The sequence below is a fragment of the Agrobacterium salinitolerans genome, from assembly GCF_002008225.1.
Lineage (GTDB): Bacteria > Pseudomonadota > Alphaproteobacteria > Rhizobiales > Rhizobiaceae > Agrobacterium > Agrobacterium salinitolerans.
In genome coordinates this window covers 305,281-322,016 of the sequence record NZ_MRDH01000006.1, presented here as the reverse complement: position 1 = coordinate 322,016, position 16,736 = coordinate 305,281, and the positions used below count along the sequence as shown (strand labels likewise).

The following is a 16,736-nucleotide window of genomic DNA, read 5'->3' as shown; positions in this document are numbered from 1 at the left end:
TCTCCTTATTCAGCGGGCTGCAGCGAAGGAGCCGCGCCCTTGCTGGCGCCCTCCTCGCGTTGATGACCGAGGATGGTCATTGTGACGTTGTAGGCCATGATCAGCGCGCCACTGAGGAACATCAGGCCGCCCAATGCACGCATCACGTAATAGGGGAACAGCGCCGCGACCGACTCCGCGAAGGAATAGACGAGGAAGCCCTGGGTATCGTATTCGCGCCACATCAGCGCCTGCTGGATGCCGGCCACCCACATGACGGCCGCGTAGATGACGATGCCGATCGTGGCGAGCCAGAAGTGCCAGTTGACGAGTTGCAGGCTGTAAAGACGCTCCCTGCCCCAGAGTTTCGGCGTCAGGTAATAGATCGCGCCGAAGGTGATCATGCCGTTCCAGCCGAGAGCACCCGAATGCACATGGCCGATGGTCCAGTCGGTATAGTGGCTGAGCGAGTTGACGGCCTTGATCGACATCATCGGACCTTCGAAGGTCGCCATGCCGTAAAAGGCCACCGCCATCACCATCATGCGCACGATGGGGTCTGTACGGATCTTGTCCCAGGCACCCGAAAGCGTCATCAGGCCGTTGATCATGCCACCCCAGGACGGCATCCACAGCATGATCGAGAACACCATGCCGAGCGTCTGCGCCCAGTCCGGCAGCGCCGTATAGTGCAGATGGTGCGGGCCGGCCCAGATATACATGAAGATCAGCGCCCAGAAGTGGATGATCGACAGGCGGTAGGAATAGACCGGGCGGTTCACCTGCTTGGGAATGAAATAATACATCATGCCGAGGAAGCCGGCTGTCAGGAAGAAGCCGACAGCGTTATGGCCGTACCACCATTGCGTCAGCGCGTCCTGCACGCCCGAAAAAGCCGAATAGCTCTTGACGCCAAGGAACGAGACGGGAATGGCGAGATTGTTGACGATATGCAGCATGGCGATGGTGACGATGAAACTGAGGTAGAACCAGTTCGCCACATAGATATGCGGCTCCTTGCGCGTGAGGATCGTACCGAGGAACACCAGCAGATAGGCGACCCAGACAATGGTCAGCCAGATATCCACATACCATTCCGGTTCCGCATATTCGCGGCCCTGCGTGATGCCGAGCAGATAGCCGGTGGCGGCCATGACGATGAAGAGGTTGTAGCCCCAGAACACGAACCAGCCGAGATTGCCGCCGAACAGCCGCGCGCGACAGGTTCTCTGCACCACGTAAAAGGAGGTGGCAATCAGCGCATTTCCCCCGAAAGCGAAGATAACCGCCGATGTGTGCAGCGGCCGCATCCGGCCGAAATTGAAATAGGGCGCGAGGTTGAGATCGGGAAAGGCGAGCTGAAGCGCCACGACAACGCCAACCAGAAAGCCGACGACACCCCAGAACACAGTGGCGATGACGCCGTATTTCACCACCTCGTCGAAATATTCCGACTTCAAGTGAGCACGCGTGGCAGAACCGACAGGCGCGAAGGAGACACGGCGCAGCAAAAGCACCGTGCTGACCAGAAGCGTAAAGAACAATACCCACATATGGGCTGCGAAAAGACTGTCATGGGCAAAGGCTGCCCCAAGCAACGCGAGAAAGGCGCCGAGCGCCACGATCGCGGTTTCTAACGTGTAATTCATTGTTGGTTTCCCCCAACGTGCAAGCCGACCGACGAAAGGCACGGCACGCGCCCAAGAGAGCGAAAACGTGCCTATGCGTCGGTTGGAGCATTGCCACCGGCGGGAGAGCGCCACCTTGATCCAGGTCAAGAAAGCAAAGCTGTCGCAGCCCCGGCAAAACGGGACGCGACTTTACGAGAGAAATTTGTACAAGAGCAAAATGCGCAGCGATGCCGGCCCCGCTTGCGCGCGTACCCTTCAGCCCTTCATCTTCAGGGGCAGGCCGGCGGAGACGAAATAGACTTCTGCGGCAATGGCGGCGATTCGCTGATGCAGGCGGCCGGCGTGATCGCGAAATTCCCGCGCCATGCGGTTTTCCGGCACGATGCCGAGACCGACTTCGTTGGAGACGAGAATCAGCTTAGCTCGAGCCGATGCAATCGCCGTCTCGAGCGCCGCAAAAGCAGCCTCGATATCGGCGTTCTCCATCATCAGATTGGTGAGCCACAGGGTGAGGCAATCGATGAGAACGACATTTTCCGGCGCGCCGAGCTGGTCCAGCACGGCGGCAATATCGACGGGCGCTTCATGCGTTGTCCATTCGCCGCCGCGCCGCGCCTGATGATGGACGATGCGGTCGCGCATCTCGTCATCCCATGCCCGGCCAGTGGCCAGATAATGCAGGCTTCCACCCGACTTGCCCGCAAGCTCCTCCGCAAAACGGGACTTGCCTGAGCGCGCGCCGCCAAGAATGAAAACGGAGCGGTTTTTATCTGTCATCTGAAACCTGAAGGAAGAGAATGAAACGGACCGGCATCTTCGCCGTGTCGCAAGCCAGGGGCAGACAGACAGGAAGGGAACGATTCGTAGAAAAAGGCGTTCCCCGGTTGCTCATGCCGGACTGCCGCTGATACCGGGCCGGAGAAAACAAGACCTGCCTGCAGGATGCGAGGCATATCAGCCTTGGCTGCTCCGGATACCGGAAACACCGGTCCAGATAAAAGGCTAGGTGCGAACGGCCATTCTGTCAATCGGCCCTCGCCGCTGGCGAAAAAACGGGCGGAACCGGGACGCAAAACCTTAACCCGGAACCGGCAGACACATCGTCCGCGACTGGATTGATAAAGCGACTTGGTTACCGGAACGTTAGCGAAAAACCGAATGATGAAACCGCAACGCCCAAGGAGAATATGGAGTGACGGCAGCCGCCGCCATTGCCTTGCCATGGCCTTCAAATCAATATGCTTTCGAAGATTCGCAAACAGCAAGGTGGCCTGCCCGTGATGACCGTGATGGACTATATCTCGATCGTGGTTTTCATCCTGCTATGGGCCGTTTATACCCATGTCACGACGGGCACGAGGCTGTTTTCGAGAGCCAGCCTCAACCAGGCCATGGCCGAGCGCCGCCGCGAGTGGATCATGAATTCGCTGAAGCGCGACCTGAAGATGATCGACACGCAGATCATGGCCGGCCTTCAGAATGGCACCGCCTTCTTCGCCTCCACCTCCATCTTCGCCATCGGCGGATGTTTCGCCCTGCTGGGCGCCACAGAACAGGTCGAATCGGTGTTTCGCGACATGCCGTTCGTGCAGTATGCCGGGCGCACGGCCTTCGAGCTGAAGGTCATCGGGCTGACCTGTCTTTTCGGTTATTCCTTCTTCAAGTTCGGCTGGTCCTACCGCCTGTTCAACTATTGCACCATCCTGTTCGGCGCCATTCCCATGGTCCACGATGTCGGCGCCGATCGCAGGGCGGCCGAGCGGGCAGCCGAAAACGTCATAAAGATGAACATCATCGCTGCTAAGAACTTCAATGACGGCCTGCGGACCATCTTTCTGTCAATCGGTTATCTCGGCTGGTTCATCAGCCCCTATGTCTTCATCGCCAGCACGCTCATCATCATCGTGGCGTTGTTACGCCGCCAGTTCTTTTCCGAAGCACGGCGCGCCATTATGGAAGAAAACAGGCCTTGAAATAGCCGCACTTCAGGGGCCAAGCCGAGCGTGATACCGCCCCCCGAAAGCCGAAAACGGAAACCATGAACACGAACGCAGCCGCAAACGAAAACCGCCGCAAAGGCCGCATAGGCGGTCTCGACACCCTGCGCGGGCTGGCCCTCATCGCCATGGCGTCCTACCACTTCACATGGAATCTGGAATATTTCGGCTATCTGGAACCCGGCACGGCAACCACCGGCCTGTGGAAACTCTATGCGCGCGGCATCGCCAGCTCATTCCTGTTTCTGGCCGGTTTCAGCCTGTTTCTCGCCCATGGTAAGGGCGTCAACTGGCCGTCTTTCGGCAAACGTTTTGCGATGGTGGCCGGCTCGGCACTGCTCATTACCATCGCCACCTATTTCGCCTTTCCTGACAGCTTCATCTTCTTTGGCATATTGCACAATATCGCCGCGGCAAGCCTTGTCGGGTTGCTGTTCGTGCGAGCCCCCGCGGCCGTGACGTTGCTTTTTGCCGTGATCGCCTTCACCCTGCCTCACTATCTGCAGTCCGAACTGTTCAACGCAAAATGGTTGGCCTGGATTGGTTTTTCCACCACGCCGCCCCGTTCGAACGACTATGTGCCGCTTCTGCCCTGGCTTGCGCCCTTCCTTGCCGGGCTTGCGGTGTCGCAATTCGTCACGCCGCGCGACTGGCTCGACCGCTTTCGAAGCCCGAGTTCGCCTCGCAACCTGATCGCAGGCGCCGGCCGCCACAGCCTGGCATTCTACCTCATCCACCAGCCGGTGCTTATCGGCCTTGTCTATACCCTGTCGCTCATAGCCCCACCCTCGCCTGTCGATCAGGTCGAGCTTTACAAATCGAGCTGTGAAAAGAGCTGTGTCGAGCAGGCCAACGGGCTGGAACTGTGCCAGCGTTTCTGCGGCTGCACACTGGAGAAGCTGCAGGCGGAAAACCTGTTCGACACGATGATGGAAGGCAAGCTCAACGCCGATCAGCAGACGAAGGTCAGTGAGGTGGCGCAACAGTGCACGGTTGAGGCACAGTAGGGAGACGTCAGGGCTTGCCGCTTGTTTCTTCTCCCCGAGGAGGGAGAAGGTGGCCCGAAGGGTCGGATGAGGGGGCAACGTTGCCGAATATCTCTACCCTAGCCCCCTCATCCCGCTGCCGCGACCTTCTCCCCGGCGGGGAGAAGGCGACAAGCGGCACATACTCGCTCCAACGCGGCCCATCACCACTCTGGCGATCGTCCCCCAAAGGAATGCGGTAAAGATAGAAGGCTTAAGGCCTGTTTTCGGCATAAAATCACTGACGAATCAAGCAGCACGAGCTGCTTTCATGTCCCAACGCCGATTTCGGCAAGCCGCGTCAGACAGGCTTCTTCGACATTGTCGAGTTCCGCCAGCGTCTCTTCGATGTCCTTGCGTTTTTGCCGAAGCTCGGCACGCTTTTCATCGACCTTCTTCATCAGAAGCACCAATTGGCCCGATTCGCCCGGCGGTTCCTTGTAGACGTGAATGATCTCGCGAATTTCGGAGATCGTGAAACCGATACGGCGGCCGCGCAGGATTTCCTGAATGAGGCGGCGGTCTGCAGCCCTGAAAAGCCGTGTGCGCCCGCGACGTTCAGGGTGAATCAGTCCCTCGTCCTCGTAAAACCTCAAGGTGCGGGTGGAAACACCGAATTCGCGTGTCAGTTCGGTTATGCTATAATACTTGTCCAAGGGCCTATCCGATTCATCACCGGAAGATATTATTTGACCTTCACGTAAAAGTCAATTTTCGCCCGTCTGGCCCTATCCGGAAATACCGTACCACCAGGTCGCGATCCCCAGAAAGGCGAAGAAGCCGACAATATCGGTGACCGCCGTCACGAAAACTGCCGACGAGACCGCCGGGTCCGCGCCAAACTTGTCGAGCACCAGCGGAATGAGAATGCCCGCCAGCGCCGCCGCCAGCATGTTGAGGCACATGGCCGTGGCGATGATGCCGCCGATATGGATATCCTGAAACCAGATACCGGCAACGATGCCGATGGCGCAGCCGAACAGCATGCCATTCAGAATACCCACGCCCGCCTCGCGCCGGATGATGCGCGCAGCGTTGTGAATATCGAGGCTTTTGGTGGCGAGCGCCCGCACCGACACCGTCATGGTCTGCGATCCGGCATTACCGCCCATACCGGCCACCGCCGGCATCAGGATCGCCAGCGCGACGATCTGCTGGATCGTTGCATCGAACAGGCTGATGACAGAGGCGGAGAGAAAGGCGGTGATAAGGTTAACCGCAAGCCAGGGCACGCGCGAACGGGACGTGCTGGCAATCGAGTCCGACAGCTCTTCGTCACCGACACCGCCAAGGCGCAGCAAATCCTCCTCGGCCTCTTCCTGAATGACGTCCACCACGTCATCGATGGTCAGCACGCCCACCAGTCGGCCGTTATCATCGACCACGGCGGCGGAGAGAAGGTCATATTGCTCGAAAAGCTGCGCGGCCTCTTCCTGGTCCATCTCCGCCGGAATGGAGTGGTTGGTCTCGTGCATGATCGTTTCGATCTTCACCTGACGTTTGGCGCGCAGAACCCTGTCGAGATCGAGCGCGCCGACCAGCTTGAAGGTGGGATCGATGACAAAAATCTGCGAAAAGGATTCCGGCAGCTCCTCCTCCTCGCGCAGGTAGTCGATGGTCTGCCCCACGGTCCAGAACGGCGGCACGGCGACGAATTCCGTCTGCATGCGGCGACCGGCCGAACTTTCTGGATAATCCAGCGCCCGCATCAGCCGCACGCGTTCGGTGAACGGCAGTTGCGAGAGAATATCCTCGCGGTCTTCGTCGTCGAGGTCCTCGAGAATATAGACGGCGTCGTCCGAATCCAGCTCGCCAATGCCGGCGGCAATCTGTTCATTCGACATCTGGTCAACGATATCGAGACGGATGCCCTCATCCACCTCGGTCAGCGCCGTCATGTCGAAATCGGAACCGAGAAGCCGCACCAGCGCATGGCGCTGTTCCGGCAGGATGGATTCCAGCAGGTCACCGAGTTCCGATTCGTGCAGCCGCGCCACATTCTTGCGCAGGAAAAGCAGATCGCGGTCAGCGATCGCCGCACCCACCATCGTCAGAAAATCGGAGCGTACCGAACCGTCTTCGGCGTAGATATCGGAGGGCGCTTCCGTCGGCTTCATGTCCTCGGGCGCGACAGGATCGTCGTCACGGTCTGTCATCTGGCGTCCCCTTGTATTCAAATATGGCAGTGCACGGATGCGCAGGCAGAATGGCGTTAAAAGGTATATTGTCAACAACCGGGTAGCAGCAAATACGCAAGCTCTCCGGCCGCGGCAAAAAATCCATTCGACATTCCTCTTCCTATTGGCCGGCAGGGTCTCAGCCAGCGGCCATAAGCATGTTTAGCCAATCTGCGCGGCTTGTTTTACGACAACGTCCACCCCCTTTACGCCGTTCCCGTTTTAAATGTCGAATGGGCGAACAAAGGTTTTGCCGCAATGCACAATTAAGACATTGACAGGCGGTGCGGATCAGCGCTTTTGAAGATGCTTTTGACAAACGGCAAGCGCCGTCGGGCGCGCACAAGAAGACACATCCCGGGAATCACAATCATGAGCAAGACGGATTTCATAGGCAAGGCATCCTCCGCCGCAGGTGGCTGGGGCGCACTCAAAAGCGTCGGCAAACGCCTCCTGGAATCCGGCGCCCCGATTTCCGGCGCCCGCACGCTTTTGAAGACCAACCAGCCGGATGGATTCGACTGCCCGGGCTGCGCCTGGGGAGACCCGGAACATGGCTCCTCTTTCGAGTTCTGCGAAAACGGCGTCAAGGCGGTGTCATGGGAAGCAACGGAAGCCCGGGTGCCGCCGGATTTCTTCGCCAGCCGCACCGTATCCGAACTGCGCAGCTGGTCTGATTACGAACTGGAAAAACAGGGCCGCCTCACCCATCCCATGCGTTATGACCGGGCGAGCGACAGATATCTGCCTGTCTCCTGGGACGATGCCTTCGCCGAAATCGGCCGTATCCTCAACAGCCTCGACAGTCCCGACCGGGCTGAGTTCTATACCTCCGGCCGCGCCTCCAACGAGGCGGCCTTCCTCTATCAGTTGATGGTCAGGCTTTACGGTACCAATAATTTCCCCGACTGCTCCAACATGTGTCACGAGGCGAGCGGCGTCGGCCTGAAAGAATCGATCGGCGTCGGCAAGGGCACGGTGCTGCTGGAGGATTTCGAGCAGACGGACGCCATTTTCGTCATCGGGCAAAATCCCGGTACCAACCATCCACGCATGCTTGGCGACTTGCGCCGCGCCGCCCTTCGCGGCGCCCGCATCGCTGTCTTTAATCCCATCCGGGAAAAGGGTCTCGAGCGTTTCGCCGACCCCCAGGACAAGATCGAAATGATCACCGGCAGCAGCACGAAAATCGCCACCAACTATTACCAGCCGCGTCAGGGTGGCGATATGGCGGCAGTGCGCGGCATGAGCAAGGCAGTCTTCGCCGCCGACGATGCAGCAAGGGCGGCGGGCGAGCCCGCCATCATCGACTACGACTTCATCGCCGAACATGCGGCCGAATTCGATGCCTATCGCGCCGCCGTCGATGCGACGAGCTGGGAGAGCATCCTCGACCAGTCCGGCCTCACCCGCGCGGAGATCGAGGAAGCCGCCCGCATCTACATGAACGCCGGTTCCGTCATCGCCACCTGGGCCATGGGTGTCACGCAGCACAGGCATTCGGTCATTATCGTTCGCGAGATCACCAATTTCATGCTGCTGCGTGGCAATATCGGCCGTCCGGGCGCCGGCCTTTGCCCCGTGCGCGGCCATTCCAACGTGCAGGGCGACCGCACCGTCGGCATCGATGAAAAAGCCCCGCCCGCGCTTCTCGATGCGCTGGAAAAGGAACTTGGCGTCCCCATGCCGCGCAAGCCCGGCCACAATACCGTCGAAGCCGTCGCCGCGATGCTGGACGGCAAGGCTCAGACTTTCATCGCGCTCGGCGGCAATTTCATGCGGGCGACGCCCGACAGCCCGCTGATCGTCAAGGCTTTCGAAAAGCAGAAGCTGACCGTCAACATCGCCACCAAGCTCAACCATTCGCACTTGGTGCCGGGCGAAACCTCCTTTGTGCTGCCCTGCCTCGGCCGAACGGAAATCGACCGCAATTCGGCCGGGCGCTCGCAGATCGTCACGGTGGAGGATTCCATGAGCATGGTGCACGGTTCCGGCGGCATCAATCCACCGGCCTCGGATGAGCTGCGTTCGGAAGTGGCCATCGTCGCTGGCATCGCCGAGGCGACGCTTGGCAATGCCCATGTCGACTGGAAGGCGCTTGCCGATGATTACGACCTCATCCGCGACATGATCGAGCGGGTCATTCCCGGTTTCGATAATTTCAACGAGCGCGTACGCGTGCCGCGCGGTTTTCATCTGCGCAACGCAGCAGCCGAACGGGAATGGAACACGCCGGCGAAAAAGGCCACCTTCTATAGCGGTCCGCTACCCGAACAGACCGAACACCAGCAGGCGCTCACGCGCGATGACCTGTTTGTCTTGCAGACCTTCCGCAGCCACGATCAATACAACACCACGATCTACGGCATGGACGACCGTTATCGCGGCGTCTATGGCGAGCGCCACGTCATCTTCATGAACCCGAAGGACATGGAAACGCTCGGCGCCCATTCCCGCCAGCGTGTCGATGTCATCGGCGAATATGGCGACGGCGTGGAACGCATTGCGCGGAATTTCCGGCTGGTGCCCTATAATATCCCGCAGGGCAGCGTCGGCGGTTATTATCCGGAACTGAACGTGCTGGTGCCGCTATCGAGCTATGGCGAAGACAGTTTCACGCCGACATCGAAATCGGTGCTCGTCTCTGTTCGCCTGCGCCCGGACGCCTCCTGATGGACGAGGCGCAGTCCGCCGCCGCGTTCATGGCGGCGGTGGACCGGGTTCAGGAAAGCTCCTCACGGGCGCTGACAGCCACGGGCGCGGCGATCCTTCTTTCGCTTCGTCTCAACATCGCCGCTGACAGCCGCAGCATCGCCAATCGGCTGGGGCTTGCGCACGCCCTCATTCTGCGCGAAATCACAGCCCTGTCGCCACGTTTCGTGCGGGTGACACAACGCGATGCCCGCACCCAGCGCAGCTTTCTGGAGGCAACCGAAGAAGGACAGGCCCTCGCGGCGGCGTCCCTGCGGATTTGAAACGAACGGAGCATTCCTTGGCAATCAGGCCGATCCTGCCCTACCCTCATCCCGGTTTGTCCGAAATCTGCGCGCCGGTCACGGCTTTCGACGGGCAATTGCAACAGCTGGTAACGGACCTGATCGACACGATGCGCGCTGCACCCGGCGTCGGCATCACCGCCGCCCACATCGGCATAAAACAGCGGGTTTTCGTGTTGGAACTGACACCGGGAACCGTCCTGACCTACATCAATCCCGAAATAATCAGCCAATCCACGCAGACCATGCGCCATATGGAGGGCAGCGTCTCCATGCCGGGCTTTACCGACGAGGTGGAGCGGCCTTGCAGTGTCGAGGTGAGGTTTCGGGACATATCCGGCGGCGAACACCGGCAGACCGCCGAGGGATTTCACGCCGTCTGCATCCAGCACGAGATCGACCAGCTGGATGGCATTTTCTGGCTGAAGCGCCTCTCGAAGCTCAAGCGCGACCGGCTGGTGAAAAAATGGGAGAAATCCCGGAAGCCTTGATCGTCAGCCGGTAACAGACATCGCGAATTCCGCATCGCCCTTCAGCGTGTTGCTGACAGTGCATATATCCTCGGCAAGATGGGCAATGGCGTTGCGGCTATTCTCATCGAAATCGCCGCTCACCGCGATGCCAATGTCGAAACGGACAATGCTGTACGGCTCCTCGGCGGATTTTTCGCCCGTGACCTCGACAACCACACCATTGAAGCGCTCCAGCAAACCTAGCCGACTGGCGGCGATCCGGGCGCTGAGTGCAAGACAGGCGGCGAGTGACGAATACAGTAGATCAATCGGGTTGAATCCCGGCTCTGCAACGCCGGTCACGAGATCCAGTTTACCGCCTGTCACCGTCGAAATGGCGGGGCGACCGAGCCGCCCCACCTCGGCCCTCGCCCCCACGGGACGCAACTTCACCTTCCCACCATCTGCCATTCAGCAAGTCCTAATTTAATCGCGCGCAATCAACTGCATGGAACAAAAATCTATCTGGCGCTTTTTACTCACACAACGGTGAACGACCGTTGAAGCCTTTATTTTACAGGGAGCTGGGACATATGGTTACATCTACGCTCGTCAGCATTCTGATCACCTTTCTGGTGATTGTGCTCGTCTTGTGGCTTATCGCGCGCCTGCCGGTCGGCGGCGGTGCGAAACAGATTGCGCAGGTGATCGTCATCATCATCGGCATTATTTCGCTGCTGAAATATCTTGCCGTCTTCTGATGTCCAAGCACGGTGCAGATGAAAAAAGGCGGCGAAGGCCGCCTCTTTTTATGCGCGGTTTCAAAAGCCCGGATTGCTATTGCCGAGGCTCGAACTGATAGGTTTTTTTCAGGGTAATATCCCGAACGCTGCCAATGCCCAGAAACGGCGTATTGTCGGCATCAAAAATCGCCCTGCCCTTCGCCACGATCCATCGTTTCGATCCGTCCGGCAGATTGACCTTATAACGCTGGTCAAAAAAAACACCTGTCGTAATGCTCTCAAAAATGGCCTGCGCCACCTGATCGCGCATTTCGACATCTATTCTTTCGAGTATAGCCTCGATCGTCACCCCGCGTGACGCAACCGGTTCCGAAAAACCATGACACTCCGCGGTGACGGCATCCATGATCAGCCTGTTGTCGGAAATACTCCACATGTAATAGCCAAGCGCATTGTCTGAATCCGTTTTGTCCCCCAGCACGAAACCCCCCGGACATTTTTCCTGACGAAAGCTAACATCAGACCTCTGATATTCCACCCCTCGTTTTTTAGGGTGAGGCCGATGTCCACCGGAGCGTGCATTGATATCCACCGAAATTTCACGCCGGTCAGATCGAGTACGGTCTCAAAGGAGCGATAAATTCCTGGGGGACATCGCAAAGCCGCCAACCTCGTCCTACATAACTGTGCGACGAAATTTCATAGGAGGCTAATATGCTGCGAACCGCTCTCACTTTCGGAGTGCTGACGGCAACTGCCGCTCTTGCCGGGTGCCAGACGTGGGAAAGCCCATATCGAGGGTCTCAATGGCGCATGGACCAAGTGATGGACGGTGACCCGTATCGCGTCGGAGATGGCAACCATCAGGGAAATGGTACCGCCTCAAATATCATTCGACGCTAGGTCGCGACGAGCATGCTGAAGTAGCGGCAGGTCGAGAGTTCTCCGAACCAAATTATAAAGCCCGGGTAGTGACGAAAATCACATCGAAGCCGCCCGAGCTCTGTTCCAACGAAACCGCGAGCAGAAAACAGAAAGCTATCTAAACGACTGGCTAAAAAAGAAAAAACCCGCCGAAGCGGGTTTCTTTGGTGCGGTCGAGAAGACTCGAACTTCCACGGGTTGCCCCACAGCGACCTCAACGCTGCGCGTCTACCAATTCCGCCACGACCGCATCGTGGTAGGCGTCGACTTGCGCCGACGGGGGTGCATGTAGCAAAAGGATTTTCGGTGCACAAGAGCGTCGTGACAGTTTTTTGAAATTAAAAATCGCACCGCACCATCCTATATGCAGGAAGCCCGGAAATGCTGGGGTTGCGGCCGTCTCGCCATTTTGCGAGAAGGCTGTGGAAAGGACTTTTTCATGCTCACACGCACCGATATAGAGACAAACATGCTGCCCGCTCCCGGTTCGCCGCCCGTTCGCTGGCGAATCTCGGAAGGCCTCGTGCCCTATGAGCAGGCGATTGAGGAAATGGAGCGTGAAGTCGCCGCCATCGCCAGCGGCGAGGCCGATGAACTCGTCTGGCTTCTGGAACATCCGCCGCTCTACACCGCCGGCACCAGCGCCGATGCCGCCGACCTTATAGAGCCGGAGCGTTTCCCCGTCTTCGCCACGGGTCGCGGCGGTGAATATACCTATCACGGGCCAGGCCAGCGGGTTGTCTACGTGATGCTCGATCTGAAACGGCGGCGGCAGGATGTCCGCGCCTATGTGGCGGCGCTGGAGGATGTCATCATCCGCACGCTCGACAAGATGAATGTCCGTGGCGAGCGGCGCGAGGACCGCGTCGGCGTCTGGGTCAGGCGGCCGGAGAAACCACTGCTTCCCGATGGCGGCATGGCCGAGGATAAGATCGCGGCGCTTGGCATCAGGCTGCGCAAATGGGTGAGCTTCCACGGGCTCTCGATCAATGTCGATCCCGACCTATCGCATTTTTCCGGCATCGTTCCCTGTGGCATCAGCGCCTATGGCGTCACCAGCCTTGTCGATCTTGGATTGCCGGTTATGATCGGAGACGTCGACGTTCTGCTGCGCGAGGCCTTCGAGGAGGTTTTTGGCCCGGCAGTGCCCGAAACCGGCGCAAGCGGCTGATCCCACCGCAACCTTTGCCGCAGGCCGGTGTTTCCAGCATCGATCACCACAAGAGGAGGAACGATCATGTTCACAACATCCGCTTATGCCTGCGATGACGGTTCTTCGCCGATGAAGCTTGCGACCATCAAGCGTCGCGATCCCGGCCCGCGCGACGTCGAAATCGAGATCGAATTCTGTGGCGTCTGCCACTCCGATATCCACACGGCCCGCAGCGAATGGGCGGGCTCCCTCTACCCTTGCGTTCCCGGCCACGAAATCATCGGCCGCGTCGGCCGTGTCGGCTCGCAGGTCACCCGGTTCAAGGCGGGCGACCGCGTCGGCGTCGGCTGTATTGTCGATAGCTGCCGGGAATGCGCAAGCTGCGCCGAGGGTCTGGAGCAATATTGCGAAAACGGCATGACCGGCACCTATAATTCCCCCGACAAGGCGATGGGCGCCGGCGCGCATACGCTTGGCGGCTATTCCGCCCATGTGGTCGTCGATGACCGTTACGTCCTCAACATTCCCGAAGGCCTCGATCCGGCGGCAGCAGCACCCCTGCTCTGCGCGGGTATCACCACCTATTCGCCGCTGCGTCACTGGAACGCCGGACCCGGCAAACGTGTCGGCGTCGTCGGTCTTGGCGGTCTCGGCCATATGGCCGTCAAGCTCGCCAATGCCATGGGCGCAAAGGTGGTGATGATCACCACCTCGCCCGCCAAAGCGGAGGATGCGAAAAAGCTCGGCGCCCACGAGGTGATCGTCTCACGCGACGCCGAGCAGATGAAGAAGGCCGCTTCGAGCCTCGATCTCATCATCGATGCCGTGGCCGCCGACCATGACATCAACGCCTATCTGGCGCTGCTGAAACGTGACGGCGCGCTGGTCCAGGTGGGCGCGCCGGAAAAGCCGCTCTCGGTGATGGCCTTCAGCCTCATTCCCGGCCGCAAGACCTTTGCCGGCTCGATGATCGGCGGCATTCCCGAGACGCAGGAAATGCTCGATTTTTGCGCCGAAAAAGGCATCGCCGCCGAAATCGAGATGATCGATATCGATCAGATCAACGACGCTTATGAACGCATGATAAAAAGCGATGTGCGTTATCGCTTCGTCATTGATATGAAGAGCCTGCCGCGCCAGAAGGCCGCCTGACCCTGAAAGGGGGCGACCTTGCGGGCGCCCCTTTCCCGTTGGACCTTTCGGTCGAAAGCGCAGCCTGCCCCATGACTTCCCGATCCATGACCAGCCAGACCGGTTTCAACGATATCGCCAGGGGCATGACCATCATGGCGGGTTGCATGCTGGTGCTGCCGGTCATGGATGCGATTGCCAAATACATGGCGGTAAGCGGTGGCATGTCGCCAGCGCAGGTGACCTTCTATCGCTTCTTTTTCCAGCTGCTCTGCACCCTGCCGCTGCTGATCGTGGTGTCGCCCAGGGCGCTGTTCAGCGCCAAGCGGCCATGGATGAACTGCCTGCGTGGCGTCCTGCACGCCTCGGCCAGCCTGATGTTCTTCGCCGCCGTCAAATACATGCCGCTCGCCGATGTCTTCGCAATCTATTTCGTCGAGCCCTTCATGCTGACCATGATGTCGGCCCTCTTCCTCGGCGACAAAGTGGGCTGGAAGCGCTGGACCGCGATTGCGGTGGGCTTCGGCGGCGCGCTGATCGTCATCCAGCCCAGCTTCGAAATCTTCGGCTGGACGTCGCTTCTGCCGGTTGCCTGCGCCTTTCTTTATACGCTCTACCTCTTTTTGAACCGCGCCATCGGCGATGCCGACAGCCCGTTGGTCATGCAGACCATGTCCGGCATCGCGGGGACCGTATTCATGGGTGCCGCACTCTTCGCCGGTGATGCGCTAGGCGACAGGGATTTCGCCGTCTCGCTTCCGCAATCCGGCTTCGCCCTTGCCCTTCTCGTATTATTGGGATCGATATCCGGCTACATGCACCTGTTGATCGTCAGGGCCTTCCGGCTGGCGCCGCTTTCTCTGCTGGCGCCGTTCCAGTATTTCGAGATCATCTCGGCGACGATCCTCGGTTTTGCGCTGTTTTCAGATTTCCCGACGCCGTCGAAATGGCTTGGCATCGTCATTATCGTCGCATCCGGCCTGTTCATCATCTGGCGCGAGCGCCAGAAAGACGGCGCAAACCCGCCGCTTGACGGACAATGACAGCCGGCACAGTTATTTCTCAACTCTTCGAGGGCAGCGGCCCTTCGTCGTGGTGATCTTGCGCCTCCACGAGACTGCCAAGCAGCCAGAGGGAAACCTCGGCCGCCTCTCCGGCCGACTTGAACCGGTATGAGCCGCTATATTTCGGCATGTCAAAGAAGGTGACGACGAAACCGTCACCGCTCTCAAGACTTTCGACCCGGATGCGCTCGGGATCGATCATCACGCACACATAATGCGATCCCATATTGCGCATGAAGCCGGCCTTGTTGTCGTGCAGCCGCACGAAGGCACCACCACCATCCGCCGTCATATGCAGGCTTCTGATCGCCTCATTGGGAAAGGCGCGGGCGAAATCCATGATCGCCTGCCCCACATCATGACTGTTATCCTCATCCGTCGCCCGCGACATGCGCCAGGCGTAAACGGCAAAGACTGAAAGCAGCACGAAAACGATAATCCAGATCGCAATATTCATCCGGGGCGCTCCCTCAGTATAACAACATCAAGATTCGCGAATCGAAACGATGCGAACCGATTCAGGTTCATATAGACCGAGGCTTGTGTGAAGTGTGGCTAGCGGGATCGACCTCGATTCGCAGCCTGGCTCAGTCAGCGCCATTAGAAACGCTTGAGGAAGGAAGCCTTTGCCAGCAGCCATTGCCGGCGAAGCTGCGACAGTTGCAGGTCGCCGTCAAATACGCCGCTCCCTGCCTTTCTCGCGGCAGCTATGACCGGACCGGACAGGGCGACGGGAAGATAGGCGGCAAAGACATTTTTCGAAATCTTCGCACGCCTCGCCTTCTCGATATGATCCAGCGCATGGGCCGCAAAAATTTCAATGGCGATACCGATGCGCTGCCTGTCCTGCCCTTCGAGAAATGTTTCGCGGTCTAGCCCGGCCGCAGCCAGCATATCGGCGGGAATATAGACCTGCCCGCGACGCCGGTGCAGCGGCATGAGCAGCAACATGCCGGCCATGGCCTGCGCCACGCCCGCGTGCCCTGCCGCCTCCGCGCTGGATGCGGCGTCTTCAGTGGAAAGCACGAGACTTGCAAGCTGGATCAATGCGGATGCAGTCTCTCCGGCATAGCCTTCCAGCGCATTGCGATCCTCGAACAGGTCGTCATAGAGATCGAAGATACGCGCCTCGATCATATTGGCCAGAACCGGACGCGGCAGGCGATAGTGCTCGATCGTCGTCAAAAGCGCTGCAGCCACCGGGTGGGATTGGCTGTCGCCGTGTGGATTGCCGTCGAGAAGATCGCGCCACCATTGCATGCGCACCTCGCCGGGCAGTGCTTCGCGCACGGAATCGCGGATGCGGGCGATTTCGGCGTTGAAGGCGTATAATGCGGCAAGGGCATTGCGCCTGTCTGCGGGCGACAGAAGAGACGCGAGATAGCGATCGCGATCGGTATCGCGCAGCGTCGCGAGGCAGACGTCGAGATTTTCTGTGGGTGCCATGGTTCCCCGCGCGAAACG

General features: G+C 59.2%; 17 protein-coding genes and 1 tRNA gene. 9 read left to right on the top strand and 9 right to left on the bottom strand.

Annotated elements, in window-relative coordinates; all coding sequences use genetic code 11:
• Positions 1–5: 5 nt before the first annotated feature.
• Positions 6–1,628: a cytochrome-c oxidase, cbb3-type subunit I gene (gene ccoN / locus BS627_RS05655; protein ID WP_077982261.1), complete on the bottom strand. Its 1,623-nt coding sequence runs from the start codon at positions 1,626–1,628 to the stop codon at positions 6–8.
• A gap of 237 nt (positions 1,629–1,865) precedes the next feature.
• Complete coding sequence (cobU, locus tag BS627_RS05650; RefSeq protein ID WP_077982260.1) at positions 1,866–2,387, bottom strand: bifunctional adenosylcobinamide kinase/adenosylcobinamide-phosphate guanylyltransferase; 522 nt, start codon at positions 2,385–2,387, stop codon at positions 1,866–1,868.
• A 503-nt stretch (positions 2,388–2,890) separates the two neighbouring features.
• On the opposite strand from cobU, the gene BS627_RS05640 reads away from it, so the two are divergent.
• Entirely contained in the window at positions 2,891–3,583 is a 693-nt protein-coding gene (locus BS627_RS05640; RefSeq protein ID WP_077982918.1) for a DUF599 domain-containing protein, read from the top strand.
• A 65-nt stretch (positions 3,584–3,648) separates the two neighbouring features.
• Entirely contained in the window at positions 3,649–4,614 is a 966-nt protein-coding gene (locus BS627_RS05635; RefSeq protein WP_077982259.1) for a heparan-alpha-glucosaminide N-acetyltransferase, read from the top strand.
• Between the two features lie 287 nt (positions 4,615–4,901).
• Here BS627_RS05635 and BS627_RS05630 read toward each other — a convergent pair whose 3' ends face one another.
• Together BS627_RS05630 and mgtE are read right to left on the bottom strand one after the other, a co-directional pair.
• Entirely contained in the window at positions 4,902–5,288 is a 387-nt protein-coding gene (locus BS627_RS05630) for a MerR family transcriptional regulator (protein WP_003524989.1), read from the bottom strand.
• Positions 5,289–5,360: 72 nt separating this feature from the next.
• Positions 5,361–6,788, bottom strand: a complete 1,428-nt coding sequence (gene mgtE, locus BS627_RS05625) for a magnesium transporter (protein WP_077982258.1) — start codon at positions 6,786–6,788, stop codon at positions 5,361–5,363.
• Between the two features lie 393 nt (positions 6,789–7,181).
• Between mgtE and BS627_RS05620 the strand changes: the two genes are divergently transcribed.
• From BS627_RS05620 to BS627_RS05610, 3 genes are read left to right on the top strand one after another with little or no spacing between them, the layout of a single operon-like run.
• Positions 7,182–9,482, top strand: a complete 2,301-nt coding sequence (locus tag BS627_RS05620; protein ID WP_165691139.1) for an FdhF/YdeP family oxidoreductase — start codon at positions 7,182–7,184, stop codon at positions 9,480–9,482.
• Complete coding sequence (locus BS627_RS05615; RefSeq protein WP_077982256.1) at positions 9,482–9,784, top strand: hypothetical protein; 303 nt, start codon at positions 9,482–9,484, stop codon at positions 9,782–9,784. Before BS627_RS05620 ends, BS627_RS05615 begins: the two co-directional genes overlap by 1 nt.
• Before the next feature lie 17 nt (positions 9,785–9,801).
• A complete protein-coding gene (locus BS627_RS05610; RefSeq protein ID WP_077982255.1) occupies positions 9,802–10,296 on the top strand; it encodes a peptide deformylase in 495 nt (164 codons plus the stop codon).
• 3 nt (positions 10,297–10,299) lie between these two features.
• Here the strand turns inward: BS627_RS05610 and BS627_RS05605 are convergent, their stop codons facing one another.
• Positions 10,300–10,728, bottom strand: coding sequence for an OsmC family protein (locus BS627_RS05605; RefSeq protein ID WP_077982254.1), 429 nt, complete (start codon positions 10,726–10,728; stop codon positions 10,300–10,302).
• A gap of 122 nt (positions 10,729–10,850) precedes the next feature.
• On the opposite strand from BS627_RS05605, the gene BS627_RS05600 reads away from it, so the two are divergent.
• Positions 10,851–11,018 (top strand): Thivi_2564 family membrane protein, encoded by a 168-nt coding sequence (locus BS627_RS05600; RefSeq protein WP_003502827.1) that lies wholly within the window; start codon positions 10,851–10,853, stop codon positions 11,016–11,018.
• A gap of 76 nt (positions 11,019–11,094) precedes the next feature.
• Here the strand turns inward: BS627_RS05600 and BS627_RS05595 are convergent, their stop codons facing one another.
• Positions 11,095–11,592, bottom strand: a complete 498-nt coding sequence (locus BS627_RS05595; protein WP_244614230.1) for a PAS domain-containing protein — start codon at positions 11,590–11,592, stop codon at positions 11,095–11,097.
• A gap of 497 nt (positions 11,593–12,089) precedes the next feature.
• Positions 12,090–12,174, bottom strand: a tRNA-Leu gene (locus BS627_RS05585).
• 189 nt (positions 12,175–12,363) lie between these two features.
• Here BS627_RS05585 and lipB point away from each other — a divergent pair.
• From lipB to BS627_RS05570, 3 genes are all read left to right on the top strand, one after another.
• Positions 12,364–13,095, top strand: coding sequence for a lipoyl(octanoyl) transferase LipB (gene lipB / locus BS627_RS05580; RefSeq protein WP_089153229.1), 732 nt, complete (start codon positions 12,364–12,366; stop codon positions 13,093–13,095).
• Between the two features lie 66 nt (positions 13,096–13,161).
• Positions 13,162–14,229, top strand: coding sequence for an NAD(P)-dependent alcohol dehydrogenase (locus BS627_RS05575; RefSeq protein WP_077982251.1), 1,068 nt, complete (start codon positions 13,162–13,164; stop codon positions 14,227–14,229).
• An 86-nt stretch (positions 14,230–14,315) separates the two neighbouring features.
• On the top strand, positions 14,316–15,251 hold the full coding sequence (locus BS627_RS05570) for a DMT family transporter (protein ID WP_165691197.1): 936 nt from the start codon (positions 14,316–14,318) through the stop codon (positions 15,249–15,251).
• A gap of 19 nt (positions 15,252–15,270) precedes the next feature.
• Here the strand turns inward: BS627_RS05570 and BS627_RS05565 are convergent, their stop codons facing one another.
• Both BS627_RS05565 and BS627_RS05560 read right to left on the bottom strand, forming a co-directional pair.
• Entirely contained in the window at positions 15,271–15,729 is a 459-nt protein-coding gene (locus BS627_RS05565) for a hypothetical protein (RefSeq protein WP_077982250.1), read from the bottom strand.
• A 143-nt stretch (positions 15,730–15,872) separates the two neighbouring features.
• Positions 15,873–16,718, bottom strand: a complete 846-nt coding sequence (locus BS627_RS05560; protein ID WP_077982249.1) for a phytoene/squalene synthase family protein — start codon at positions 16,716–16,718, stop codon at positions 15,873–15,875.
• Positions 16,719–16,736: the final 18 nt, after the last annotated feature.